This is a genomic window from Lysinibacillus sp. NPDC056185 (assembly GCF_047737915.1).
Taxonomy (GTDB): domain Bacteria; phylum Bacillota; class Bacilli; order Bacillales_A; family Planococcaceae; genus Lysinibacillus.
Genome location: NZ_JBLLLQ010000015.1, coordinates 18,070 through 43,764, shown reverse-complemented (window position 1 = coordinate 43,764; position 25,695 = coordinate 18,070). Strand labels below are relative to the sequence as shown.

The 25,695-nt window shown below is 36.6% G+C and carries 24 protein-coding genes; 5 read left to right on the top strand and 19 right to left on the bottom strand.

Annotated elements, in window-relative coordinates; genetic code table 11:
• Positions 1-20: 20 nt before the first annotated feature.
• From ACMZ42_RS15180 to ACMZ42_RS15150, 7 genes are all read right to left on the bottom strand, one after another.
• Positions 21-623 carry a class I SAM-dependent methyltransferase gene (locus ACMZ42_RS15180; protein ID WP_370077796.1) on the bottom strand — a complete coding sequence of 201 codons (603 nt, stop codon included), beginning with the start codon at positions 621-623 and terminating at the stop codon, positions 21-23.
• An 88-nt stretch (positions 624-711) separates the two neighbouring features.
• Positions 712-2,529, bottom strand: a complete 1,818-nt coding sequence (locus ACMZ42_RS15175) for a CotH kinase family protein (RefSeq protein WP_415731947.1) — start codon at positions 2,527-2,529, stop codon at positions 712-714.
• Between the two features lie 46 nt (positions 2,530-2,575).
• A complete protein-coding gene (locus tag ACMZ42_RS15170) occupies positions 2,576-3,259 on the bottom strand; it encodes a DUF4956 domain-containing protein (RefSeq protein WP_370077800.1) in 684 nt (227 codons plus the stop codon).
• A 14-nt stretch (positions 3,260-3,273) separates the two neighbouring features.
• Positions 3,274-3,975, bottom strand: a complete 702-nt coding sequence (locus tag ACMZ42_RS15165; protein WP_415731946.1) for a polyphosphate polymerase domain-containing protein — start codon at positions 3,973-3,975, stop codon at positions 3,274-3,276.
• Positions 3,976-3,987: 12 nt separating this feature from the next.
• Positions 3,988-4,851, bottom strand: coding sequence for a peptidylprolyl isomerase (locus ACMZ42_RS15160; RefSeq protein ID WP_370077804.1), 864 nt, complete (start codon positions 4,849-4,851; stop codon positions 3,988-3,990).
• A gap of 125 nt (positions 4,852-4,976) precedes the next feature.
• The gene (locus ACMZ42_RS15155) at positions 4,977-6,404 is read right to left on the bottom strand and encodes an ATP-binding protein (RefSeq protein WP_415731945.1); all 1,428 of its coding nucleotides are present in this window, start codon (positions 6,402-6,404) and stop codon (positions 4,977-4,979) included.
• Positions 6,388-7,074, bottom strand: a complete 687-nt coding sequence (locus ACMZ42_RS15150) for a response regulator (protein WP_415731944.1) — start codon at positions 7,072-7,074, stop codon at positions 6,388-6,390. Before ACMZ42_RS15150 ends, ACMZ42_RS15155 begins: the two co-directional genes overlap by 17 nt.
• Positions 7,075-7,316: 242 nt before the next feature.
• On the opposite strand from ACMZ42_RS15150, the gene ACMZ42_RS15145 reads away from it, so the two are divergent.
• Positions 7,317-7,652 (top strand): heme oxygenase, encoded by a 336-nt coding sequence (locus ACMZ42_RS15145; RefSeq protein ID WP_142509939.1) that lies wholly within the window; start codon positions 7,317-7,319, stop codon positions 7,650-7,652.
• Positions 7,653-7,754: 102 nt separating this feature from the next.
• On the opposite strand, the gene ACMZ42_RS15140 is transcribed toward ACMZ42_RS15145, so the two are convergent.
• Entirely contained in the window at positions 7,755-8,774 is a 1,020-nt protein-coding gene (locus tag ACMZ42_RS15140; protein ID WP_370077971.1) for a YeiH family protein, read from the bottom strand.
• Between the two features lie 112 nt (positions 8,775-8,886).
• On the opposite strand from ACMZ42_RS15140, the gene ACMZ42_RS15135 reads away from it, so the two are divergent.
• Positions 8,887-9,768, top strand: coding sequence for a LysR family transcriptional regulator (locus ACMZ42_RS15135; protein ID WP_415731943.1), 882 nt, complete (start codon positions 8,887-8,889; stop codon positions 9,766-9,768).
• A 388-nt stretch (positions 9,769-10,156) separates the two neighbouring features.
• Here ACMZ42_RS15135 and ACMZ42_RS15130 read toward each other — a convergent pair whose 3' ends face one another.
• Entirely contained in the window at positions 10,157-11,077 is a 921-nt protein-coding gene (locus ACMZ42_RS15130; RefSeq protein ID WP_370077814.1) for a LysR family transcriptional regulator, read from the bottom strand.
• A 124-nt stretch (positions 11,078-11,201) separates the two neighbouring features.
• On the opposite strand from ACMZ42_RS15130, the gene ACMZ42_RS15125 reads away from it, so the two are divergent.
• Positions 11,202-12,392, top strand: coding sequence for a coenzyme F420-0:L-glutamate ligase (locus tag ACMZ42_RS15125; protein WP_402869947.1), 1,191 nt, complete (start codon positions 11,202-11,204; stop codon positions 12,390-12,392).
• 65 nt (positions 12,393-12,457) lie between these two features.
• On the opposite strand, the gene ACMZ42_RS15120 is transcribed toward ACMZ42_RS15125, so the two are convergent.
• The 4 genes from ACMZ42_RS15120 to ACMZ42_RS15105 all read right to left on the bottom strand — a co-directional run bounded on the left by ACMZ42_RS15120 (position 12,458) and on the right by ACMZ42_RS15105 (position 16,245).
• Positions 12,458-13,081, bottom strand: a complete 624-nt coding sequence (locus tag ACMZ42_RS15120) for a hypothetical protein (RefSeq protein ID WP_370077818.1) — start codon at positions 13,079-13,081, stop codon at positions 12,458-12,460.
• Positions 13,071-14,156, bottom strand: a complete 1,086-nt coding sequence (locus ACMZ42_RS15115) for a YHYH domain-containing protein (RefSeq protein ID WP_415731942.1) — start codon at positions 14,154-14,156, stop codon at positions 13,071-13,073. The genes ACMZ42_RS15120 and ACMZ42_RS15115 overlap by 11 nt, the downstream gene beginning before the upstream one ends.
• A 473-nt stretch (positions 14,157-14,629) precedes the next feature.
• Positions 14,630-15,265: an RNA ligase family protein gene (locus ACMZ42_RS15110; RefSeq protein WP_415731941.1), complete on the bottom strand. Its 636-nt coding sequence runs from the start codon at positions 15,263-15,265 to the stop codon at positions 14,630-14,632.
• 23 nt (positions 15,266-15,288) lie between these two features.
• Positions 15,289-16,245 (bottom strand): AAA family ATPase, encoded by a 957-nt coding sequence (locus tag ACMZ42_RS15105; RefSeq protein WP_402869938.1) that lies wholly within the window; start codon positions 16,243-16,245, stop codon positions 15,289-15,291.
• A 593-nt stretch (positions 16,246-16,838) separates the two neighbouring features.
• On the opposite strand from ACMZ42_RS15105, the gene helD reads away from it, so the two are divergent.
• Complete coding sequence (gene helD / locus ACMZ42_RS15100; protein WP_415731940.1) at positions 16,839-19,145, top strand: RNA polymerase recycling motor HelD; 2,307 nt, start codon at positions 16,839-16,841, stop codon at positions 19,143-19,145.
• Positions 19,146-19,211: 66 nt separating this feature from the next.
• Here the strand turns inward: helD and ACMZ42_RS15095 are convergent, their stop codons facing one another.
• The 5 genes from ACMZ42_RS15095 to ACMZ42_RS15075 form a co-directional block, all read right to left on the bottom strand.
• Entirely contained in the window at positions 19,212-19,967 is a 756-nt protein-coding gene (locus tag ACMZ42_RS15095; RefSeq protein ID WP_370077824.1) for an amino acid ABC transporter ATP-binding protein, read from the bottom strand.
• A 13-nt stretch (positions 19,968-19,980) separates the two neighbouring features.
• Positions 19,981-20,682, bottom strand: coding sequence for an amino acid ABC transporter permease (locus ACMZ42_RS15090; RefSeq protein WP_134022231.1), 702 nt, complete (start codon positions 20,680-20,682; stop codon positions 19,981-19,983).
• Between the two features lie 12 nt (positions 20,683-20,694).
• A complete protein-coding gene (locus tag ACMZ42_RS15085) occupies positions 20,695-21,402 on the bottom strand; it encodes an amino acid ABC transporter permease (RefSeq protein ID WP_197142622.1) in 708 nt (235 codons plus the stop codon).
• A gap of 429 nt (positions 21,403-21,831) precedes the next feature.
• Complete coding sequence (locus ACMZ42_RS15080; RefSeq protein ID WP_415731939.1) at positions 21,832-22,701, bottom strand: transporter substrate-binding domain-containing protein; 870 nt, start codon at positions 22,699-22,701, stop codon at positions 21,832-21,834.
• A 13-nt stretch (positions 22,702-22,714) separates the two neighbouring features.
• Positions 22,715-23,902 (bottom strand): acyl-CoA dehydrogenase family protein, encoded by a 1,188-nt coding sequence (locus tag ACMZ42_RS15075; protein WP_415731938.1) that lies wholly within the window; start codon positions 23,900-23,902, stop codon positions 22,715-22,717.
• A 270-nt stretch (positions 23,903-24,172) separates the two neighbouring features.
• On the opposite strand from ACMZ42_RS15075, the gene ACMZ42_RS15070 reads away from it, so the two are divergent.
• Entirely contained in the window at positions 24,173-24,919 is a 747-nt protein-coding gene (locus ACMZ42_RS15070) for a hypothetical protein (RefSeq protein WP_415731937.1), read from the top strand.
• A gap of 108 nt (positions 24,920-25,027) precedes the next feature.
• On the opposite strand, the gene ACMZ42_RS15065 is transcribed toward ACMZ42_RS15070, so the two are convergent.
• The gene (locus ACMZ42_RS15065; RefSeq protein WP_370077832.1) at positions 25,028-25,402 is read right to left on the bottom strand and encodes a VOC family protein; all 375 of its coding nucleotides are present in this window, start codon (positions 25,400-25,402) and stop codon (positions 25,028-25,030) included.
• Positions 25,403-25,695: the final 293 nt, after the last annotated feature.

The following is a 25,695-nucleotide window of genomic DNA, read 5'->3' as shown; positions in this document are numbered from 1 at the left end:
GCTGGGTTATTTCTACAGCTCTAAGCTTTTTTCAATGCAAACACACAAAGTCGTTCGTTAATATTTGTTTCATTTTCAAGATGAACCTCATGGATTAATTCAAAAGGCGTCCCATGATGTAAAAACTGTAAATAATCATATGGTGGGTAATATAAAATAACATGAATTTCACGCATATGCTGTTCATAAGACTTCCATATATTATGAATAACCGTACGAAAAATGTGGATTGAAAATGGATTAAAAAAAAAGAAAACCGTGTCGCTTGGTTGAATAGCATAGTCCTCCGCTATTGAATGCATAAAGGATACCGGAGATTGAGCACTCTTTTTTTGAAGATAGTTCCTTTTATTATTCTCAGCCTCTGCATAAAAACCTGCATCCATTTCTACCCCTATTGTCGGAATATGAAATTTATCATGTACATAAATAGGGACTCTCCCTTTTCCACATCCAATATCGATAAACACTGGATTATCAGGCATCTCATACTCAGAAAATAATTGTTCTAATCCAGCATATGGTGTTGGCTCATAACGATGGTAGTGAGCTAATTTAGGAAACCCATACTGTTCACCGACCGTATTAATATGCAAAAGCTTATCAAATTGTTGTTCATTCATATTAGTAGACTCCTCAAAAAAGAATGCTTTATTTTAGCACGATAAAAAGCAAAAACCATACCCAAAAGTTTTGGATATGGTTATTTTTTTAACGACCTCTTCTATTAAATTTTAAAACAAAGAGCAGTGCAACTATTAACAAGACAAAGCAAACAGCCGCTGTAAGAATTGTATTTTTATCGATAACTGTTCCTTGCTTTAGTTGCTCATCGCCTTGGTTTGGCCACATAGGTCCTCCATTTTTGTCAGGTCGTTGCATTGGACCACCACCATTTGGTCTGTCTCCCTGCTTATCACCGTTTTGATTAAATGGAGGGGCTTGTGAAGGATCGAAATCCTCTGGCATTTGATTCGGATCAAAGTCATCTGGTCTTTGCATCGGAATGTTCATGTCACCCATTTCGCCTGGATTAGGCATTGCCATATTCCCTTGTGTTGTTGCTTCCACAACAAGTTCCCCTGACAGTTGCTTTAAAATAGATTCGGAGCGCTGTTTTGCAAATTCAGGAAGACTTTTTTCCCCTTCTACCGCTTCTATAAACTGTTCTGTTGTAGAGAATTTCGTAGGGTCTGCTTCCACATACGTCGTTAATAACAATGCTAATTTTTTGGTAATGTTTTGTATGTTTTCTTCTGTTAAGTAATTAGTCGCTATCTCTTCTAAATAGCCTTCATATTTAGCACGATACTCTTCATTTGAGAGTAAGGCATTTAATAGCGGGCTATCCTCTAATGTTGTACCAGATACTGGGGTAGTCACACTAAAGTTAATAGCGCTATCTGCCATAAGATCGCCGGACATACCCATCCCCATATTGATTCCACCCTTATCGAGGCCACCATTAGGACGTTCTCCTTGCTGTTGTTGAACACCATTATTCGGAAACTCCATGTCTGGTTTATCTAATTGCTCATTCGTCTGTGCATCTTCTGGTGCTTTCATATTGGCATCGGCTGGCATTTGAATATTGCCACCCATTCTACCACCTCCACCAAAGCCCCCAAAGGACATATTATAATCCCAAGGTATGATAGAAAACACACCATCCTTCTCATACAAATAGTAATTGTGTTTCATATTGCTCTGATAACTATCAAGATTTACAATTGCCGTGTTCATAGCAAAATAACGCAGCATTTCATCGACATCAATATATTTTTCGATATTGCCGCCATTATTGATAGCTTTAATCATGTCAATGAATTTTGATTGATCGACATTACCTTCGTTCGTTTTTAAGCCAATTCCCGTATAATCAGCAATATCATCACTAATATATTTTAAATCACTGCCTGTCCCATCTGGCTTAAACAAAAATCCATCATTAGAGCCGTAGTTATTTGCCAGGAATGTTTCATCCACGGCTTCTACCCCTAAAAATAAACCTCTATCCTCACCATTCACTGTGACATACATATATGAATGAGCGGGTGTAGGTAATCCCATTTGTTCCATCAGCTCATAAGAAATATATTCTCGCATTAACGTTGAATCACTGAAATTATTATTTAAATTTAATTTTTTCAAGCCGTATAAGCTTTGTGTATCATCGTAATAATCGAAATCTATTTTTAAGCTATATCGATCCGAGTCGCTATTTGCAACCGAGTTCAGTGATGAACTTCCTTTTGTACGAATAGCTACATTCTCTATTCTCTTGCCATCTACTGTGATATTAGCTTGCTTCAACTCCTTATCTGTTGCACTTTCTAGCATGTCAGCCCAATCTTCCTCGGCTATTTCAATATCTACTGTTGTTACTTTATTTTTATTAAACACAATAGACTCATAGGAAAACTCGGTATTTTTTGTTTCAATGCCGGTTTTTGGGAGCACTGCAGACACAACAACAAAGAGGAGTAGCAGAATTGCCATACTAATATAGACAACCCGTGTTTTAATCATTATCAGCACCTCTCTTCATAGTTAGAAAACTCCTCTAGAGTGGTTACTAAGCAGTGAAATTACCATCATAACTAAGCATTACTGCTGATTTTACTCCAGGTACTTTTGTAAGATTGTCCATCAATTTTGTATCATTTTGTTTAACACGAATTTCATAGGTTGTTTCGATTTCAACATCCGACATAATAGATTTTGATTTTAAAGCGAATTTTTTAGACTGTGCCGCAATAATATGCTCCACTTCCTCACAAGCAAAATCTTCTTCAAATTTCACAATTAAAAGATATGGATTCTCCACAGTAATTTTGTTCACTAACACGAGTAGTACGAGACCAATTAGAACGGCACCGATTATAACAAGTGGAATAAATCCTGCACCGCAAAGAATCCCAGAAACTATTGCCCAGAAAATATATACTAAATCCATAGGATCTTTAATAGGTGTACGGAAACGCACGATTGATAGTGCACCAACCATACCTAACGATAACAGCACATTTGAACTTATTCCCATAATCACTAGTGCTGTTGCCATTGTCATAATGAGTAGCGAAATATTGAAGGAATGCGAGTAAATTACTCCGTTAAAGGTTTTCTTGTATACAGCGTAAATAAACAGGCCTACAAAGAATGCTACAACTAACCCTAAAAGTGAATCTATTAATGAAAATGATGTTGTTTTCTCTAAAAAGCTGGATTTAAAAATATCGTTAAATTTTATAGTATCCATTGTTTAATTCTCCTTTATACGTACATACGACTAAGCTGATATTTCGAATATGCCTCAGCACGTGTATCTACTGATTGTAATAAGTACTTAATAATATCCGGCAAGTACTCATCGTATTTCACTTCTAAAATAACTAAGTTTGGCTCAAGTACATCAACCATCGGTAGCTTCGGATTAAACATATCTGTATTACGTAGGCTCGACTGTACTTTACTATCAAATGTGACACGCACATTTCCAAAGGGATAGATGTAAGCCTCACGCTCGTAATCGACAACTGTCATTGGTTTCAATTGGTGATACTTCATGTCCTTATATAAATCTTGAATTAACGCTCGTTCGTCTTCCTCCATCCAAGCAATATCCCCACCACGCATTTTTTCATATTCCTTTTGGGATATGGCACACTTCGTTTTAAAGGTTAAATTATTTCGTTTGCTTTTTCGCTCCAAATTTATAGTCGTAGTGGATTTACCGTAAATTCGTACTCGATATTTATCTCGATTGATATAACCCTCTTTTTTTTCATTTAGAACTTTGTTTTCAAAATTATCAAAGTATGTGCTGCGAATTAAATACTTACCATTTATCCCAGCATGCTTATCTCGCTGCATTACATGCTGTAGCTTAGTTTTTAGCAATGTATAGTCCGGATAGGAGATAGCCTGTTTAATCTCCTTTCGACCGTTAGGATTAAACGAGGTAAGAGTAGGCATATAGTTCACTCCTTACATTTTTTCTATTTTGTATTGCTCTTGTTTATCAGCTAACCAAGATGCGTATTCCTCATTTATGCGATCCTCCAGCACAGTCGCATAAACTTCATCTTTTACATCCTCGAATACGGCCTCTTCTGCAGGTACTTTTTCGGTTACTTTAATGATGTGATAACCTTCTGACGTTTGAACAATATCACTGACGCTACCTTTTTCAAGGCCAAATGCGGCTTCTTCAAATTTCTCATCCATCTGTCCTCGACTAATATAGCCTATTTCCCCACCAGCCTCATTCGTTGATGAATCGATTGAATATGTTTTTGCTAGCTCCGAAAAATCCTCACCAGCTTTTATTTTTGCTAGCACATCCTTTGCTGTTGCCTCATCCTCCAATAAAATATGGCTAGCTACAATCTCTTCCTTTTGTCCATAGCTATCCTTATTGTTTTCAAAATATTGAGCTACTTCCTCATCTGATATGTCAATGCTTTCAGCAATTACATTTTTGGTAAGTTGATATATGCGAATATTATCCTTCACACTCTGCTCTGTCAGTCCGTTCACCTCTAGTGCCTCTTGTAATGATTCTTCCCCACCATACGACTCGGCTAACTCCTTATACTCTTCCTGAATAGAGTCCTCGGATACAGAAACACCCACTTTCTTCGCCTCTAGTTCAACTATTTTATTGGTAATTAGTGTCTCTAGCACCTCTGTACCGTATTGTTCACGCAATGCGTCATCTAGTTCTGTTTGTAAAATCTTTTCACCATCAACCTTCGCCACATAATCGCTACTCTCACCACAACCGACTAGTAGTATTAATAATGCTGCAGGTAAGGTTATCATTTGGAAAAACCTTTTGTTTCCGGTCATCCTTGATCCCGTCCTTTCTTTTGGTTTCTCGTTTACAATGCTTACTATAAAGGCCTAATGTGTCAGTCAGATGTCAGCTTTACATTTCCTTCAAAAAAACTTTACAAAAAAAGCTACCACGCCTTTTAGAGCGAAGTAGCCTTTTTCAGTGTTATTTCAAAGCATGTTCCTGATGAATTACTGTCAATTAGTCGTAAATCACCGCCTATAGATTGCGCCATCATTTTACTAAGTGATAATCCTAAGCCTAAGCCTCGGACCGTATATTTTTTATTTTCTCCTCTATAAAAACGTTCAAAGATAAATGCCTGATCTTCCTGAGGGATACCATGTCCTGTGTCCTTTACAGTAATGAAGACAGCATCCTCTTTTTCCACCAGCGTAATGATGACAATCCCTTCCTGCATTGCTTGCTTTGCATTCGTCAATAAATTAGTAACTATTTGCTGTATACGTACAACATCCGCCTGAACATCAACGGAGTCTGCAAGGAAATCCATTTGTATTTTAACATTTTCGTCATCCTGCATTACTTCCCATTGAGCTACAGCATCACGCACTAACTGATTAACATTCATTGTTTCAAGCTTTACTGGAATTGCATCTACCGCAAAATGATTATAAGCTAGCAAATCACCGACCATCGTTTTCATTTTCGTCGTTTCTACTAATGCCATTTGAATAAATTCACTAGCATCCTGACCTGTAACGACTCCATCTTTCACCGCCTGCAATAACCCACTAATTGACGTAACCGGTGTTTTTAGCTCGTGGGTGACGCCCGCTAATAATTCTGTTCGAGTCTTTTCTAATTGTTCTAGCTTATTCGCCATTTCTTTAAAAGAAGTAACGAGCTCATAAATTTCTTCTTCCTTACTATTTTGAGGCAAATCAAATGTATAGTTTCCTTCTTGCACTTGCTTTGCAGCTTCGGCAACCTGTTTTATTGGGTGTGCTAGACGTTTGGATAAAAAATAAATAGCACCCCACCCCAATACAGCAAGTGCTCCAATAAGTAATGCCAGTAGCCCGTATGCTTGGTTAACCTTCGTTAAATTCTCCTTTTTCTCTAAGACAAGCACCCAGCCAACTTCCTTATTGTCCCTTTCAAGTTTTCTTTTTACGACATATTGAACTAACTCTTGTCCCTCACTCGTTACAGTTATTTTCTTTGTCCCTTCTTCACCATCCAGTATGTTGGCAACATTTTTTTCACTTCCTGGAGGCATCGGTCGATTGCTACTTACTATATTGCCTGCCGTATCTACAACATATAAAACAGGATCAATTTCTCGCATAGTAGATCGCTCACGGTTACCAATAAACCCTGGAATACCGCTCATAGGTCCATTATTTTGGCTAGAAGTATCTGTTAGGCGAAATACAGTCTCGTCTGCTATAAATTCCATCATCTCTAGTCGATTTTGAAACGTCGTATGCCGAATCCATGCCGCAGAAATAAAAGAGATAATAGCTAGACCTACAAAGAGAGTTAATAAATAGCGACTTGTCCAATAGTTGCGTAAAGATATTCGCTTATTTTTTTTGAACACTTAGCTGATACCCCAATCCACGTAGTGTCTTTATTTCTCCCTCTTCCTCATCCCATTCTTTAAGTACCTTTCTTAGTCGCTTCACCGCTAAATCCACCGCTCTATCACTACCTTCATATTCCCAGCCCCAAACTTGATCAATAAGTTGGTCACGTGTAAATGTTTGGTTTGGATGCTCGGCCAAAAATAAAAGTACAGATAAATCTCTAGGCGTTAAGATGATTTCTTCTCCCTTAAGTAGCACTCGATGGGCTTTCATATCAATCTCTAACCCACCAAAGTGTTTTATTTCTGAAGATTCACGGCTCCCTTTAGCGCGCCTTAAAACCGCCTTGACTCTTGCCACTACCTCATCAGCAATAAATGGCTTTGCAATATAATCGTCTGCTCCTTGATCGAAACCCTCTAATCGATAATTTACATCGCCTAATGCCGTTAGCATGATCACTGGACAAGAGCTAACTTCTCTAATTTCCTTTAAAACTAACCAACCGTTTTTTTCTGGTAACATAATATCTAGTAATACTAAATCAGGCTGAACCTCTTGAAATATAGCCAATGCCCGACCGCCATTAAAACATTGCATAACATCATAGCCTACTTTTTTCAAATATGCCTTCAAAACTTGGCTAATTGCATATTCGTCTTCTACTACTAATATTTTTGCCATGCCCTTTCACCTCGTTACCAGTACATTCGTATTTTCATTATATCATCGGATTATGTCAGTTAAATGTCAGGGCCTAATGAGACTGTTCATACTTATAGTGGTGCATCAAATATCGAGCTATTTGCAATTTACATGGCTCTTCTATTGACAATGTCTTCCTAGGCGAATTATCATTGATTGCGAATGATAATCATTGATAATTCATTCGTATAGTTAACTAAAAAATGATTAGGGGGGAAAGCATGATTATTGTTACAAATCGTATTCAAGTCAAACCCGGCTTTGCTGCAAAAATGGCACCGAACTTTACAAAACCAGGACCTCTACAGCAGTTTGAAGGCTTCCATAAAGTGGAGGTATTAGTTTCAACTGATGATCCCACTTATGACGAAATGAGCGTCAATATGTACTGGGAGTCTAAAGAGCATTTCCAAGCTTGGCGTAATAGCGATGCATTCGCCGCAGCTCATCACCGTCCTGGACAAAGTGCTGAGGGAGGAAAACCTGAAAACAGTCCACTTATCGGTAGCAAAATAGTTATAGCTGAATTAGCTTCTTCGATTGAAGCATTACGCTAATTTTTAACTTCTTTCAGTAGGCTGAAAGAAGTAACAACTAAAATATCTTCTGATTCTATCTAAAAAAGATCCTGCATTTTTGAAAATGCAGGATCTTTTGAATTATTGCATGAAAATAACTAAAACATAGCCAAGTATTGATAAGCAAACCGAACCGATAAATCCTGCAATAAACGCTTTTACGCCTAATTGTTTAAAGGTTTTTATGTCTACATTTAAACCTAGTCCAGCCATCGCCATCCCAATTAAAATATAAGCGATATTTACAAATGTTTGCGCTACATTAGCTGGTACAATCCCTAACGAATTAATAGCACTCATCGCTAAAAACCCAAGGATAAACCATGGAATTATCGACAGTGAAAATCCTTCTTTTTCCTGCCCCTTATCAATTCTTCGATATAAAATACCGATGACTATGGCTACTGGTACAAGCAATGCGACACGTGTTAGCTTCACAATAACTGCCATATCAATTGCTTCATTTCCACCAGCTGAGGCTGCTGCAATAACATGAGCAATTTCATGTAGAGTGCCTCCCGCAAAAATACCATATTCAGTAGGAGTTAAGTTAAATACAGAGTATAACACCGTGTAGACTAATGTGAATACAGTCCCTAGCAATGCGACTATCGCTGCGCCCACTGCAGTTTCTTTTTCATTCGCTTTAATTTGAGGAGCAATAGCGACAACAGCAGCAGCCCCACAAATAGCTGTACCACAAGCTGTTAATATGCCTAGTTTCTTATCTACATGAAATACCTTAGTTAAGCCATATACAACCACTAAAGCAAATACTAGATTAATAAACGCAATAAGAAAGACACTCGCTCCAGCATTGTAAATATCCGCTAAATTCAAGCGCATACCTAGAAAAATAATGCCGAGGCGTAATAATTTTTTACTTGAAAATGTTATACCTGTTTGCCAAGAATCCTGCACCTTAAAGGCTGCTCTCCAAGCCATACCTAATATAATCGCAATGACAAGCTGCCCTAATATTGAGAAGAAAGGAAATGTCGAAATATATTTTGCTACTAAGGCAATAATGAGTGTCAACAAGATTCCCTTCATAAACGCTGGGGTCAGGAAACTTTTTAACCTCTGCTGGCCATTATCCATGTTGTTCACTTCTTTCATCCTTGATGATTTTACTTTATTAGAAAGTTAATCATCAGTAAAATACATATATATAATTATAATTATTAATATTTTTAATGATAGGAGTGATGATATGCAATTTGATGCTTTAAGAACGTTCATCACACTGGTGGAGGTCAATAATTTTACGAAAACTTCCGAAATACTTCATATTTCGCAGCCAAGTGTCAGTTTACACATTAAAAACTTAGAACAAGAATTTCACACGACTTTATTTATCCGTTCACCAAAATCTGTACAAATCACACCAACTGGAGAAATTTTATATAAACGAGCTAAGCAAATGATGGCCATTGCCGAGGCAGCAAAGGAAGATATTTTAACCTATCACCATGAAATTCAAGGTACACTTGTGATTGGCGCTAGCTTTACCATTGGGGAATATATATTACCTCCTATCATTGCCAGCTTGCAACAGCAATTCCCTCAGCTAGAGCTTCAAGTTATTATTGGCAATACGAAAGAAATCATTCAATATACAAAATTATTACAAGTCGATATCGGTCTTATTGAAGGACAAGCACACGACCATGAACTTCTTATTAAACCGTTTATGCAAGACGAGTTATTTATTGTCAGCGCGAGTAATCACCCTCTTGCAAAGGAGTCAACGATTACAGTTTCGGACTTACAGCAGCAAAATTGGGTTGCACGTGAAGAAGGCTCTGGCACACGTTATTATTTAGATCATTTATTTAGAGCAAATGGGCTCCAAGTACGTTCACTTCTTACTATTAGTAGCAATCAAGGTGTGAAAGAAAGCGTTATACAGGGGCTTGGACTTTCATTACTGTCCGCTAGTGTCATTGAGCGTGAATTTAAAAATGGCGATATAAAAATCTTACCCCTCGAGGAACAGCATTTTATCCGAACATTTTCTTATTTGTGCTCGCCTACAATAAAAAATAAACGCAATGTCGACATTCTTTTAGAGGCACTATTAAAAAAAGCTTAGCGACTAGTAATTCGCTAAGCTTCATGTTGTTGAAAAGCTATTATGTGTCAGAAGATATATACTATGTGAAGTGGTTGATTGGAGTGGAAACTGGGCGACTCCTTGGGGATCAGCAATAGAGGAACGAAGGCTAAAACCATCACGTCCTGTGATAAAGCCTTCGTGACCAACATCGTGTTGGCCCGAGACCCTGCAGCGAAGCGGATGTTTTCTGTGCGAAAGCGTAGCGACAGCAACAACAAATGTTTTCTGTAGCGAAAGCAAAGCGGCAGCTACAAAGCGCCCAGTCGAACGGAAATCAACCTCTCGTTTTGCAGAAGAGCCATACTTTATTTAATGTGACATAGATTCCCTTCACCATTTTGGTTTTCAACACTACTCGCTAAGCTCACTTTATAATTCTTGGATTTAGACGTTTACGCTCCTGCTTATGCTCAATAATTTCTACAAATTTCAACGCTGCTCGAGATAAAGGTACGCTTTTCAAATAACACATGCCAATGCTCCGATTTGGTATACTTTCTGTTAATGTTAGCTCATATAAAAATCCTCGCTGCAAATAATCTTTAGAAAATTCTTTCGTTACACAAGCAATTCCTAAATTACTGCGTGCAAATTCCAGCACTAGATCATGTGAACCAAGCTCAAACTCAGGTTCAATGAAGATCCCTCTTGCAAATAAATAATCTTCTACATACTTTCTTGAATTTGATTTTTTCTCTAAAAATACAAGTGGAAACTTTAACAGATCCTCAAAGCTTAAGCTTTTTGATGCCAAGGTTTTGTACTTTTCGCCGCATACAAAAATATCCTGAACCTCGGTGCAAGCTGTTAACTGTAATGTCTGATCTTCTATCGGAAAATTACAAAGTCCTATATCAACCTCACCAGATTTAATAAAGTTACAAATTTCCGAAGTCGTTCCATTTAACATTTGTAATTTGATATTTGGATACATTGTATGAAACGTCTCTAGATAAGGCATTAAAAAGAAACGAGAAATAGTGTCCCCTACTCCAATTTTCAATTGACCTGTTGTTAAATTTTTAAATTCTAGCAGCTTCTCCTCACCAGCATCTAAAAGGCCTAACGCTGAATTTGTATACTCATATAAAAGTTTACCCTCAGTTGTTAACGTCACCCCTTTAGGTGTACGGTTAAAAAGACGTGTACCTAGCTCCTTTTCTAATTGCATCATGGCTTGGCTAACAGCTGGTTGAGTCATATATAAATCTTTAGCTGCACTTGAAAAGCTATTATTTTTAGCGACAATACTAAAAACGCGATATAAATCTAATTTCCCTATCATATAAGCACCTCTTATATCTATTATACGAACTATTAATTTTACTTATATCACTAAAGGAGCGTATAGTAAAACTATATTGGTTTTATTTAACATACATTTACCTATTTAATAAGGAGAGATTATTTTGGAACGTGTAGTTGGTACAGTAGTAAGAGGTCTTCGTGGTCCAATTATTAACGAAGGCGATAATATTGAGCAAATCGTTGTTGATACAGTATTAAATGCAGCAAAGATTGAAGGCTATTCCATTGAAGATCGTGACATTGTCACAGTAACAGAATCTGTCGTTGCGCGTGCACAAGGTAACTATGCATCCATTGATGATATCGCAACTGACGTAGCTGCTAAATTTGGCGATGATACTGTTGGTGTTATTTTTCCAATTCTAAGCCGTAATCGTTTCGCTAACTGCTTACGTGGTATTGCAAAAGGCGTAAAAAAGGTTGTTCTTATGCTTAGCTATCCATCTGATGAAGTTGGGAATCACCTAGTTGATATCGATGAGCTAGATGTCAAAGGGATTAATCCTTGGACAGATACTTTAACTGAGGTTGAATTCCGTGAGCATTTCGGCTATAAAAAACATACATTTACAGGTGTAGATTATATCGAATATTATAAAGAGCTGATCGAAGCTGAAGGTGCTACTTGTGAAGTTATCTTTTCAAATAACCCAAAAACAATTTTAGATTTTACGAAGAGTGTTTTAACTTGTGATATTCATACACGCTTACGTACGAAACGTATTTTAACGGCAAATGGCGCTGAAAAAGTATACAGTCTTGATAATATTTTATCTGTATCTAATAACGGTTCTGGCTTCAATGCGGAGTATGGTCTACTTGGTTCAAATAAAGCTACTGAAGATAGCGTAAAATTATTCCCACATACTTGCCAACCAATCGTTGATGGCATCCAAGCAAAACTCAAAGAAGCTACTGGTAAAACAGTTGAAGTAATGGTTTATGGTGATGGTGCATTTAAAGATCCTGTGGGCAAGATTTGGGAGTTAGCTGACCCAGTTGTTTCACCAGCTTTCACTGCTGGATTAGATGGCACGCCAAACGAAGTAAAGCTAAAATACTTAGCAGATAATGATTTTGCGGATCTTCGCGGCGAAGAATTAAAAGCAGCAATTTCTGAGTATATCCAAAACAAAGACGAAGATTTAACTGGGCAAATGGCAGCTCAAGGTACAACACCTCGTCGTTTAACAGACCTAATTGGTTCACTATCTGATCTAACTTCTGGTTCAGGTGATAAAGGAACACCAATGATTTATATTCAAGGTTATTTCGATAACTATACAAAGTAATTTCCAAAAAAAGTGCGAGCTAGTTGCTCGCACTTTTTCTATTGAAAGATTCATTAGCTATAATATTAATTCACTTTTGAAACACTAAATATTACACCAGCAGCTTGATCATATTTTAAATTATAACGAATCTTATTTTTCTCTACAGTTGTTTCATTCTTTTGATATTCATAACTTTCGTCAAACAAACGTAAATCCTTCAAAACAGCGCCAATCTCGTTTTGGTTTAAGATGGGGTTTGTCATACCAATTAACAACCCCATAGAAAGTATGATATCCATCCCTTCGCCTTGCCCCACCATAACCAACTCATGTACTGCGCCTTTTTCATCAATATTTTCAATTAAAGTAATATCCTTACCCAACTTCGAAGTAATTGTTTCTTCTTCTTTTTTTATATTTTCAAGAGAATACGAGAAGTCTAGTTTTTTTATTTCTTTATTGAATGCCTCTATAAATTCTTCTTGGTTACTATAAAGAGGCAGCGTTGTTGCCATTCCAATTATCATCGGAGAGACAAAGTAGACACCGGCTATTGCGGTAGCTATAGTACGTTTCATTTTAGTAAGACGTCCCTGTTTCCACATAAGAAATACACCCAAAGGAGGAAAAATAATTAACCAAAACCACATAAACCAAGCTGTTTTAAAAATCGGGGTTCTAAGTTTTAACTCTGATTTATGCAGCATCTTTCTTTCCCCCTTTTAACAATTCTTCAATGTTAACATTAAATATAAATTTCCTAGCATTATCTGTACCCTCATGTAAGGAGTCTTTTAATATATTTACAATATTTTCATCATAATGTGAGTTGTTTTCATCTTCCATTAAATGATTAAAAAGAGACGTCCCTTCAAAATCCGTTGTCTTAATATCAAAACTTTTTAGTAGTAATTGTTCGCCTTGTATTCGCTGGATTTTCTTTTGATATTGTGAGATTAATGTTGGCGTTTCTGTTTTTTTGACCAATAATTTATAAAGCTTTTTAGCATCCCCATACTGCTTTTGGTGAAATGCTTCTTCTGCATCACTCGTTAAAGACTCTACCGTTTCATTATAAAAAGATTTAATTTTATCTAAATCTTTTATCTTCTGAGCCTCTTGGATAAAGCTGAAAGTTTTTTCGTACTCTTTTTCATCTCTAGCATTTGTTGCTTTATAAAGCAATTCATTGATTTTCTCGTTCTCTTCTATTTGTTTTAATAAACCATTAGCCTTTAGCTTAATCTCGTCGCTAGCATTTCGATTTTCTTTTATATAAATCGCATAATCTTTAGCTATTGAATAATCCCCTGCATTACTCTTAGATTCAGCCAACTGATAAATAGCATTCATAGATTTTTGAACAAGGCTATCTGTCTTACTACTACTTTTATTCAATTCATAAATCTTTTCAAGTTCAGTAATAGCTTTCTTATAATCTCCACTATTATATAAATCCGCTGCTGTTGTGTAATAGTTTTCCGCCTTCACTTGATCCTCATCCACTTTTGGCTCTGGCGTTGAGGTTACAGATTTTGTTGGGGCAGGCTTTGATGTACTACTGCTACCACTGGATGTTCCACTACTACCGTTGGATGTACTACCGCCATTATGATAATGATACTCTCCATTTTCTAATCCCCATTTTGCGCAGTTAGTTCGACAGGTATGTCCTCCATTGCTATCAGTTCTGCCTGGATGGGCACTTGCTGTATACGGTGGCAGAAGTAAAAAACAGCATGCTAAAATACTAATTATCGACAAATAACCATTTCTCACCATTTTTACCTCCCATTTATAATATTTTCTATATTTTATCTTATATCATGTTTCCCATGACGTATAGTACGATTTTGCCATTCTCCATTCCGATCTAAAAAAATTAAATAATATAAGTGAGAAATGGGAGTGCGTTTAATTTTTGAGAAAAAAGTCTAAAAGACGGTAGCTATACTAAATTATTTATTTAAAAAAGTAATACTTCTCCACGAAGCAGAAGGTTAATCTATCCTGTTCATAGAAAAACCCCCTAAGTATCCTTTTTACATTGTCTACTTAGAGGGAATATATTCTATTATGCCTTTTCATTTAGTGAGGTTGACAGGAATCGAACCTGTAAGTCCCTATTCAGCAAAGGGACTCGCTGCCACTGCATACTTCCTCATATTTGTTATATATTATTAATTTCGTGTTAAAGAATTACATTGTTCTCAGTCCTTTTGTTTTATAGTAGATTCAATCTTTTCAAATAAAGCTTATTTCAATTGATTAGGAATCACTTCTTCATTTAACCAATGTTCGCTTGTTCGAACATGATTCTGTCTCACAAATTTCCCTAGGTTATATCGAAAATCATCATAATGGAAGGCATCCGCATTTCTAATAACATACCCTTCCTGCTCACCCCCAAGAAGTGATCTTCCTGTAAACGTCTTCTTTATTTTTTCTTCATCGAAAATACCTCGATATAATACAGGTACCGTTTCAATCCCCCATTCAGCTGCATAACGAACTGTTTCATCCCAGCTTAAACAAATATTTTTTTCGTTCCAAATACTAAATAAATAAAAGTAACTAGTTAACTCATTGTAGTAAATGGAGTGCTTGGCATAAATATTTTCGCCACATAATCTCCAACCTTCTGGAATCTGGAAGGCAAATGTAGCATGAAACGTTTTCACCCAATGCCTCGACGGATGATCTCCTGAATTTAAGCTTCTAGCATGCATATAGTTTTGATAAAGTGTTGTTCCTTCCCCGTCTAATTTTTCGGTTACAACTACCTCTTTTCCAATAAAATGATCAACATTTTTAGCAACCTTGTCATCATGTGTATATCCTCTACTCCACGGCAAATGAAAGCTTCTTGGATACTTCATCAAATTGGTCATAAACTCACTTCCTTTGTTTACATCTACTTCGCAAATTGATCTGCTTCACGAAAGAAATAAAGCTTTGTTAATAAGTCACCATCTAATAAATGATAAATCTTACTTGATCCCCTATCGCCCCCATATTGAATTAACATATGAAATTGCACTAAATTAACAACCTTTAAAACAAAGTCTTCTTCAAAGCCAAGCTCTAATAAAAAATGGCATACCATTTGAGCAGATACATTTTCATGTCCATAATATCCATATCTTTGTTGTAATTCTTTATATTTTTTACAAAACGGTTTGCCTACATCATGGAATAAAGCAGCTATTTGTAGCGCTAACTTGTCACTCTCCATATAGTATTCGTTCATATATTCATAAACAAAATACGTATGCTGGCAAAGTAAAAATTGATGATAAGGATTTTCTTGATTAAATTGATAAATCTCTTTAAATGGTTGGACCGCTCTCAACTTTTGAAAAAGCTCTTCATATGTGGGTTCGCTTTGGATTAGTGAAAGAAATTGCTCTTTTGAGATTTCATATGGACTCGCTTCATGTACAATATGCACCTCTTCAAACCCTTCTCCCAATATCGGAAACTCTAAATTCTTTCTCATTTTATCCATTATCACTAACGGAACTTTTCTCTTTCTTTGTTGATTTCTTGATACACACAAAGTATAAGGAGTATCAAAATAATAGCATGCAACCTTCACATTACCAGACAATTTACTCAGTGCAAACATCCTGCGTTCCCGTTCGATATTTGTCGCATCAACAATGACAGATTGACCTTTAGCCACAAATTCATTTAAACGCTCGTACAAAACACGAAATACTATTCGTGTTTTTTGTCTTGAAACGTCACCAAATAACTCTTGACGTATAGCATCACTTGAAAGAATAACTGCATTTTCGCTTTTCGCTAGCTCTTTAACAAACGTACTCTTGCCACTTCCAGGTAACCCAACTGTAAATATCACCTTCATTTTTTCTCACCCCCTTTCAAGTGTCTATATCGTTTCTAGAAACATATTCTTTAGTTAGCAATTAACGACTTCCCCCCTTACTCATGAAGCTGTTTTTATCAAAATTCAATCATCAACTTAACTCTAACGTATAGGGATTAATTTTTGAGGGTAAAAATGATATAAATCCGACATAACATTTTTTGAAATGTATACCATGAACATAAGTCGAGCAGAGGCTGAGCGACTTCTCGGGTCACGGATGGGCCCTGGAGCGAGCAAGTACGAGAACGGCTACTAAGAACACCACACCTCACCAGGAACCTAAGGAAAGCGTCCTGTTGGAACGGAGATCAACCTATATACATGATGTCATACCAAAATTTCGGAAACTATCCATAAAAAGCAACATTCTTCAAAAGGGACAATTTGACTACAAAAAAAAGACTGCTCCACCTTTTGCGGAACAGCCTTTTTTATTAAAAAATTGATTTTCTCTTATAACTTTATTATATCATAAATTTGCCAAAATTACTAGACTATACTTCTTTCTGAAATAGCTGTATGATAAATTTCCCGATTCTAAATCCATATTGAAAGGAATGTGAGTAACATTGGAAAAGCAATATGAATGGACAGAAGAAAAACAGTATCTTGCTCTTTGTTTAAACACAGTTGATCATAAAAAAGAGGAGTTACTGCAAAAAGAAAAGACTGTTAAAGACAATGTTTTAGCGTTAAAGAAAACCTTTTGGGACGACGTTAGAGTGAATTTAGATACGCCTGAGGATATAGACGAAACCTTTTATGCTATCAAACAACAGGCAGAGCTCTTATCTGATTCCCAGCATGCTCAGCAACGTGTCATCAAGGATGTAAAAATTTATGACCGTTTACTGCAATCACCCTATTTCGCTCGCATTGATTTTTTACAGGATGATCATAACGAACCTTTAAAGATTTATATCGGTGTAGCAACCTTAATGGATGAAGAGAATGAAAACATACTAATTTACGATTGGCGAGCCCCTATATCAAGTATGTATTATGATTACACCCCTGGCCCCGCTACTTATGAAACGGCGACTGACGAAATTCAAGGTGAGATGCTTTTAAAACGGCAATTTATCATTAAAAATGGCCAATTACAATCGATGTTTAATACAGGTTTAACGATCGGTGATGACTTATTACTCGATATTCTCGCTCAAAATGCAAACGAACATATCCGCAGCATCGTAGCAACGATTCAAGCTGAGCAAAATAAAATAATTCGACATGTCAGCACTCCTTATCTAATCGTAGAGGGTGTCGCGGGTAGTGGAAAAACGGCTGTTGCTCTCCAACGTGTTGCTTATTTGTTATATCATTATCGAGACCAAATTACTGCTGATCAAATTTTATTGATTACACCTAATCAGCTCTTTAATCAATATGTTCATACCGTTTTACCGGATTTAGGTGAAGACAATATGCAGCAATTAACCTTCTCCGAATATGCAACAAAACGTTTAGGTCGACAGTTCCAATTGGAATATCCTTATGAGCAATTGGAGTCACTTTTAACAGAGCAAGATGACTCACTCTACCAAATGAAGCTTTCGATTATTTCTTTTAAAGCTAGCCTCCAATATCGAGAATTGATGGACAAATATATTGAGCACCTTACAAATGAAGGTTTGCTGTTTAAAAATATTGTTTTTCGCGGAGAAAGAATTATTACAGCTCAAGAAATTGCTGAATACTTTTATTCGTTCAACGCCACAATGCCTATCCCAAATCGACTGCAGTTAGTGAAAGAATGGTTATTACAACGATTATCGAAAATTGAAAAAGCAGAACGGGCAAAAGAATGGGTAGAAGAAGCCAGTGAACTTTTAGACATTGAAGAATATACAAAAACCTATAGCGAGCTTTTACATGAAGGTCGATTTTCAGAAAATTCTTTTGATGATTTCGAGCAAGAACGCAAGAAATTAGCCATCCAAATTGTCAAAAAACAGTTCAAGCCACTTCGTCAATCTGTGAAACAATTAAAGTTTGTTCACATATTAGGCATTTATCGACATTTGTTTGAGATGAACTATACGATTCATCAGCAATTACAGAACTTTTTGCCCGACCATTGGGAAGAAATCTGTCAACATACACTCCCTAATTTAGCAAAGCGCATTATTTCATATGAAGATACCGCTCCATTTTTATATTTGCAGGACAAAATAGAAGGTCAACGAACAAATACGATGATTCGCCATGTTTTAGTTGATGAAGCACAAGACTATTCTCCATTTCAGCTATTTGTATTACAACAATTATTCCCACGTGCACGTATGACTATATTGGGCGATGGACATCAAACCATCCATCCTCATACCTTTAAAAACCCTTCCCTGCTAACGCCACAATTGTATGGTGAACAAGCAGAAAAAATGATATTGACGAAAAGTTATCGCTCAACAAAACAAATTATTCAACTAACTTCGAAGATTTTACATGAAGGCGCCAAAGTAGAAGCCTTTAATCGAACTGGTCCCGAACCGACTATCACGATTGTTCCAAACGAAATAGATTTAATTGAACAGCTTGTCGAAAAGATTAACAGTTTATCCCTAAAGTTCGAAACAATTGCAGTCATCTGTAAAACAGAGCATGAATGTACAATGGTTTTTGATCAAATGAAAGACCAAGTAGATCTTCAACTCATTACCCATGATACAAATCAATTTAAAAAAGGAATTTTACTGTTACCTGCTTATATGGCAAAAGGAATTGAATTTGATGCTGTCTTGCTATACAATGCTTCCGTAGCTAATTATTCTAGAGAAACAGAACGTAATTATTTCTACACAGCTTGTACACGAGCTATGCACGAATTGCATGTCTACTCAATTAATGAGTTAACACATTTTTTAAAGCTTTAATTTCAAAAAAGAGAATCCACAAGCTTCCATGGAAGGCTTGCAGATTCTCTTCTTTTATCATTTAAGTTAAATGTAGTAAGTATAATCCTCTGGAATAACACGTTTTAAGAATTTTTTCGTGCGCTCCTCTTTCGGATTAACAAATATATCATGAGGATTTCCTTCCTCTACTACGACACCACCGTCCATAAAAATCACCCGGTTTGCTACGTCTTTTGCAAAGCCCATTTCATGTGTGACCACAAGCATTGTTGTTCCTTCTGCTGCAATGTTCTTCATAACCTGAAGGACTTCTCCTACTAGCTCTGGGTCAAGTGCAGAAGTCGGTTCATCAAATAAAATAATATCAGGATTTAATGCTACTGCTCGTGCAATACCGACTCGCTGCTGCTGACCTCCTGACAATTGACTTGGATAGGCATCATATTTTTCTGATAAGCCTACTTTATCAAGCGCCTTTTTGCCAACTTCAATCGCTTCTGCCTTCGGAATTTTACGTCCTATAATAAGCCCTTCTGTCACATTTTCTAGCGCTGTTTTATTCGTGAAAAGATTGTAGTTTTGGAATACAAAGGCTACACGCTGACGAATCGAATGTACGTCCTTCTTCTTCACATTTTGAAAATCTACTTGGATATCACCAAATGTCGCATGTCCTTGGTCAGCCTTCTCTAAAAAGTTAATGCAACGTAATAATGTTGTTTTTCCTGAGCCGCTTGGGCCTAAAATAACAACAACATCGCCTTTATCAATGGCTAAATCGACACCCTTTAAAATTTCATTGTCTCCAAATGATTTATGAATATTTTTAATTTCTAACATACTCGTTCACCCCTTAGGCTTTTGCCACTTTGAATTTACTTAAATGTTTTTCATATCGTTTAAAGATGTATTCAACTGTACTACATAAAATTAAGTACACTATGAAAATATCAATATATGCTTCTACGTAATTGTAGCCAACATTTGCAGCCACCTTAGCCTTTAATGTAATTTCAGGTAAGGACATTGCATAGCCTAAAGACGTCGCTTTAATGAGATTGACTGTAGCCGTACAAATATTTGGCATAGCTACTACTAAAGCCTGCGGAATAATAATACGGCGATAGGCTTGAAATGTTGTTAAGCCTACTGCATGAGCAGCCTCTAGCTGACCTTTTTCAATCGTACTTAAAGCAGAACGAAATACCTCAATTAATATTGCCGTTGTACTAAATGCGAAGACGATAAATGCATACCAAATCGGATTGATTTTATAAATATCGTAGGCAATATTATATTTTTCAAAAATCATTTTAAGTAGTAATGGGATACTACTATAAATAATAAAGATTTGAATGATTATAGGTGTACCTCGGACAAAGGAGACATAAATTTTTGCTATATGATGGATCACTGGGATTTTATTGATTCTTGTTAGTGCTAGTAGAAAGCCAAGTGGTAAAGCAACGAGCATAGCAACAATTGTCACAAGGAGTGCGATAGGTACACCTGATAATGCAACAAAAAATGTTTCAACTAAAAATTGATAATTCATGGTTTCGCCTCCTTACGTTGTTTCTAATGTCTTTTTCCCCTTACCAAAGAACTTTTCTAGCATAGCGAAGAATTTTTCTATAATAATCGACAGCACCCAATAAACAATCGCTAAAGCAATATATATTTCTAATGCATGTGCATTAATGTTACTTGCAATAATTAAATTTGCCTTTCCGACAATATCAATTAAGCCGATTGTATAAGCGAGCGCCCCTTCTTGTAATAAGGCAATCATTCCATTCCCAAAGTTCGGTAAAGCGATAACGAGTGCCTGTGGGAAAATAATACGTCGATAGGCCTGAAATGGCGTTAATCCCACACTAACAGCCGCTTCAAATTGCCCTTTATCAATCGCTAAATAAGCAGAACGAATAACTTCCGACATAATCGCCGCAAACTGCAAAGTGAACGTTACGACTACGAAAATGGCTGTTTCGATTGAATGGAGATTGATGCCGAAGTTTTCCGCTAACGCTGGAACACCATAATATACGAGGAATAATAAGACGATAGATGGTGTACAACGCATAATCGTTGTATATAAGTTCGCTAATTTTCGCAGCAATTTTATTGAACTTAACTTGGCAGCCGCTAATAGTAAGCCAAATATTGTGCCTAGTACAATGGAAGAACCCGCGACTAAAAAGGTAACTTTTAAAAACGGTAATAATACAGGAATTGAGTTCCAAATGTATGATGCATCAAAATACTTCTCCATTTCCTCACCAACTTCTATATAAATGTACAATAAGAGGTGTGTTGATTAGCTATTTTTAATTACTAAAATTAAGTAGAAGACGCTGATTTCCGTTACGGGCTACTTGCTTTCCTGCGGGCGAGCGACGAGCCGCTTCCTTCGCTCCGCTCCGTGCAGGGTCTCGTCTGTCTCGCTTTCCCGCGGGAGTCAAGTAGCCCTTCACTACAATCAGCTAAATATGCTCATATATAAGGCAAATTATCAACAAAAAAATCCCTTTTTCACCCAATAATTAACAAACATTTTTCCCTAATCAACACACCTGATACAATAATTCTCTTTTTATTAATAAAGACTGCTGAGTATACTGACTCAACAGCCTTTTATTTAGTAGTAGCTGCTAGCACTTTCCCTTCTAAAGAGGGGTCTTCTTTGATCAGCTACCGCCTATTAGCGCTTCACAGAATCTAACACTTCAAATAAATCTCGTCCGTAAAACTTAGTGCTTAATTCATTTGTTTTCTTTTGCTCTTTAATTTTTGCTATAGCTTTATCGTAAGCATCTGCAAATTCTTGTTCCTTTTTATTGAACAGCGGCCATGTTTTGATAACGTCAAATTCGTTGTAAACTACATCATCCTTTAAATTATGATATGGGCCATCTTCTGCCAAAACTTGTTGTTTAAATGGACCTTCAATCATCACACCACCATCGACACGTTTTTCATTTACCCATTGCACAACATCGACAGTAAATGCATCTCCAGCTTGTAATTTCACTTTATTGTCTGGGTTGGCTTTATTATATTCATCAATAATTGTGTATTGGGCATTATTCGCAGCAATTGGTGCTAATGAATAACCTTTTTTCGCAAAGTCGGCTAATGTTTTCACACCCTCGTCTTCTTTACGTAATACTAAGCCCGCACTACTTAAGCCTAAAAATTCTTTTGGGAAAATAAACTTTTCAGTACGTTCTTGCGTAAAGAAGGCATTTTTTATCCCTACTTGATATTTCCCTTGCTCAACACCAATCAGTAAATCATCACTAGTCGTCCCTACAAATTCAAACTTATAGTCAGGTAACATTTCATCTACTAGCTTCATGACTTCCACATCGTAACCTGTTGGATTTCCGTTATCATCAATATAACTAATAGGCTTAGATGCCTGATCATATGCAACCTTCACTGTACGTACTTTCGCGCCATCCTCTGAGTCTTTATCTGAAGCTTCACCTGAATTACAGCCCGCTAAAATAGCAAGTGAAGCCAATCCGATTGCTGCCAATTGGAAAATCTTTTTCTTTTGTTTAAACATATGTCATTTCCCCTTATTCTCCATTGTTTTGTAATTGATGTTCAGTCGATTTTTGTTGTTCAATTGCTGCCTTTGCCAATTTAATAATTGTCATATCATCCATCGGTGGATTATGAAGTCCTGCACGAACATTTCGATAGTAGCGCTGTAATGGATTTGTTAATTGTAGGCTTTTAGCTCCTACTACACGCATTGCCTTATCGACGATTTCAATCGCCAAATTTGTTACCGTATGCTTAGCAACTGCCATTTCATTTGCCAAAAGCTCACGTCTAGCTGGGTCATCATAAGCTTCGGCAACCCCATACAGTACAAAGCGCGCTTGATATAGCTTCAATTCAATATCACCTAGAAGTTGCTGCACATTTGGTAATGTACTAATTGGAGCATTTAAACTATTAGGTTGATAATGATTGGCAAAATGCAGTGCATAATCACGAGCTGCCTGCGCAATCCCTAAGTATGTTGCTGGTATATGTAGCATCCAACCATTTATCTTGCCACCACTTGGGTGACCCGGTAACTCTACTAAATGATTTGAAGGGACTATCACATCTTTTAAAACTAGGTCATGACTGCTTGTGCCTCGCATTGCAGACATTTCCCAGTTTTCTTCAATTGAAAGCCCCTGGGCATCTTTATGAATAAGGAAGTAACCAATTTGATTTTTCTCCTCAATCCACGCTGATGTTAAGAAGTAATCTAGTACCGGGGAGGCTGTCGTAAAGATTTTACGTCCATTTAAGAGCCAACCTGCCTCTTTTGACACAGCATTTGTTCCTGGTCGCCCTCCACGTGTTGGACTACCAGTTGCCGCTTCACTCGCAGCCCTATTTATAATTGCTCCGTTCTTTATTTCCTGAGCAAATGAACTTAGTAAATCGTCTGTCCATAGCTTTTTCTCATATAGTTCGCCTATAACACCTAATGTCCACCCTAGTGAGAGTGAAGCATTCTCGTCGTAGCTTGCTAACGTTTCTTGAACGAGTACCAAATCATAGACTGATAATCCTTCACCGCCATATTCTTTCGGTAAAGTTAGTTTTGGATAACCAATTTGCAGAAGTAGTTTATGCGCTTCGAATGGAAAACGAGATTGTTCATCTACTTCTTTAGCCTCAGCCTTGATTGGCTCAGAAATAGATGCTAGCTGATCTAGCCAATACTGCTGCTGCTTTGTTTTAATAAATAAATTCTTCAAGAAAATCTCCTTCTTCCCAAAATATATAAAACATATATACTTACTAAGAATTAAAGTTGTAAAAAAATCTCTACTACGTATTAGTAGCGAGAGGATGCGTGGTACTGAATTTTCTGATTCGTTGACACTTATAATACTTTTCGCATTTAAAAATGTCAATGGGTTAATTACAAGTTTTTTTATAAGCTTTATATCCATTACTAACACGTCTTCTTTTTTCACCAAGCCATGTTTACAACATATGCTAAAACTAAAGAAAGAGGTGCATGTATGACTAATAATATGAATCCATCCTTAAATAATATGCCTATTTCAACTATGACCCCTCAGGTTATTCAGACGAAATTTGGAGATATTAATGGAGATGGCTTACTTGAAACTGTTCTTTTGATGGGGACTAAAACTCCAGATAGCCCTTTGTGGAAAGACCTAACGCTTGCTATTTTTTACGGACAGACGCACCAATTCGAAAAAATAATGCTAAAACAAAGCGTTGGCTATAATCCAACTATATTTTTAGGTGACTTTACAGGCAATCACCTAGAAGATATTCTAGCTATTTCTGACACAGGAGGTAGTGGAGGCATTATCAACGGGGAAATATTTGCCTCAATAAACGGCAAAATTCGCTCAATTTTTGATGCAATTTCTTTTAATAATAAGCTAAAGTACAGCGTTAATTATCAAAATCAATATAAAGTAGCCGTTCGTAGCATGAATCCCAAAAAGCAATATATCATCGATTTACAATACAAGGGTCCGGATTATTTAGCAGAAATTTATAATCAAGACGGTACACTAAAGCAGCCTATTGAAGGATGGGTTGATCCAATCAGCGGATTGTACCCAGTGGACTATGAACGTGATGGCATATATGAGATTTTAGCGTATCAGTCTATAGCAGGCCGATTTCATGCCGATGGATTAGGGTATGTAGAAAATATTTTGAAATGGGATGGCCATGAATTTATCGTTGACCGTCAAACTGTAGGGATTTTTGGAGAAGATATAAAATAAATTACGCGCACTTATATAGGGGAAAAAGCAAAAATCTGTCCGATTTCCGCATAGAATAATCGAAATTGGACAGATTCGAACTTACTTTTTCTACTGATAGGACAAGGTTTATTTTTCTACTAATGCAAAATAATTATTTTCGTGATCAGCAAAATTAAAAACCCTACCCATTGGCATCATTACTAAATCTCCTACTTTAACGCCCTTTGCTTGAAAATCCTGATATAAATTTTCTATATGATCGGCATAAAACATAATAGAAGGTGTCCCTAAATTTAATTCAGGCTGCATTTTCGCAATGATTTCTTTGTTGTGTAGAACAAGGGTAGTTTGAGCTTCTTTAGTTGGAGCAATTTCAATCCAACGTACTCCTCCCTCTTCCTGGTCAGCAACTACAACAAATCCAACTTTTTCTGTCCAAAACTTCACAGCAGTTTCCTGATCATTTACATATAACATCACTTGTCCAATTTGTCGAATCATGAAAACAATCCCCCCTCTTTTGAGCATTAGTATATATCAAAAAGTAGCTTTATATGTCATCTAATGATTATCGTTTCAAAATATTATTTCTTATATCTACAATTAATGAACAGTTATTACAAAATACTTAACTTTTATTTTATTTTTGATAAAATGAGCCTAGTCGTCTATTATTTGCCTTAATCGGTAAAGTATATACTTTTCACCATACATAGGGTGTCGATTATCCGATGAACCTCTTAGGACAATAGGAGGTTGGTCACAAGGGCGTTATTACATCCAATTTTCGGTGA

Excerpts from the sequence above, each read along its gene's own strand:
- ACMZ42_RS15180 (WP_370077796.1), bottom strand. The coding sequence starts at position 623 with ATGAATGAACAACAATTTGATAAGCTTTTGCATATTAATACGGTCGGT.
- ACMZ42_RS15175 (WP_415731947.1), bottom strand. The coding sequence starts at position 2,529 with ATGATTAAAACACGGGTTGTCTATATTAGTATGGCAATTCTGCTACTC.
- ACMZ42_RS15170 (WP_370077800.1), bottom strand. The coding sequence starts at position 3,259 with ATGGATACTATAAAATTTAACGATATTTTTAAATCCAGCTTTTTAGAG.
- ACMZ42_RS15165 (WP_415731946.1), bottom strand. The coding sequence starts at position 3,975 with ATGCCTACTCTTACCTCGTTTAATCCTAACGGTCGAAAGGAGATTAAA.
- ACMZ42_RS15160 (WP_370077804.1), bottom strand. The coding sequence starts at position 4,851 with ATGACCGGAAACAAAAGGTTTTTCCAAATGATAACCTTACCTGCAGCA.
- ACMZ42_RS15150 (WP_415731944.1), bottom strand. The coding sequence starts at position 7,074 with ATGGCAAAAATATTAGTAGTAGAAGACGAATATGCAATTAGCCAAGTT.
- ACMZ42_RS15145 (WP_142509939.1), top strand. The coding sequence starts at position 7,317 with ATGATTATTGTTACAAATCGTATTCAAGTCAAACCCGGCTTTGCTGCA.
- ACMZ42_RS15140 (WP_370077971.1), bottom strand. The coding sequence starts at position 8,774 with ATGGATAATGGCCAGCAGAGGTTAAAAAGTTTCCTGACCCCAGCGTTT.
- ACMZ42_RS15135 (WP_415731943.1), top strand. The coding sequence starts at position 8,887 with ATGCAATTTGATGCTTTAAGAACGTTCATCACACTGGTGGAGGTCAAT.
- ACMZ42_RS15130 (WP_370077814.1), bottom strand. The coding sequence starts at position 11,077 with ATGATAGGGAAATTAGATTTATATCGCGTTTTTAGTATTGTCGCTAAA.
- ACMZ42_RS15120 (WP_370077818.1), bottom strand. The coding sequence starts at position 13,081 with ATGCTGCATAAATCAGAGTTAAAACTTAGAACCCCGATTTTTAAAACA.
- ACMZ42_RS15115 (WP_415731942.1), bottom strand. The coding sequence starts at position 14,156 with ATGGTGAGAAATGGTTATTTGTCGATAATTAGTATTTTAGCATGCTGT.
- ACMZ42_RS15110 (WP_415731941.1), bottom strand. The coding sequence starts at position 15,265 with ATGACCAATTTGATGAAGTATCCAAGAAGCTTTCATTTGCCGTGGAGT.
- ACMZ42_RS15105 (WP_402869938.1), bottom strand. The coding sequence starts at position 16,245 with ATGAAGGTGATATTTACAGTTGGGTTACCTGGAAGTGGCAAGAGTACG.
- ACMZ42_RS15095 (WP_370077824.1), bottom strand. The coding sequence starts at position 19,967 with ATGTTAGAAATTAAAAATATTCATAAATCATTTGGAGACAATGAAATT.
- ACMZ42_RS15090 (WP_134022231.1), bottom strand. The coding sequence starts at position 20,682 with ATGAATTATCAATTTTTAGTTGAAACATTTTTTGTTGCATTATCAGGT.
- ACMZ42_RS15085 (WP_197142622.1), bottom strand. The coding sequence starts at position 21,402 with ATGGAGAAGTATTTTGATGCATCATACATTTGGAACTCAATTCCTGTA.
- ACMZ42_RS15080 (WP_415731939.1), bottom strand. The coding sequence starts at position 22,701 with ATGTTTAAACAAAAGAAAAAGATTTTCCAATTGGCAGCAATCGGATTG.
- ACMZ42_RS15070 (WP_415731937.1), top strand. The coding sequence starts at position 24,173 with ATGACTAATAATATGAATCCATCCTTAAATAATATGCCTATTTCAACT.
- ACMZ42_RS15065 (WP_370077832.1), bottom strand. The coding sequence starts at position 25,402 with ATGATTCGACAAATTGGACAAGTGATGTTATATGTAAATGATCAGGAA.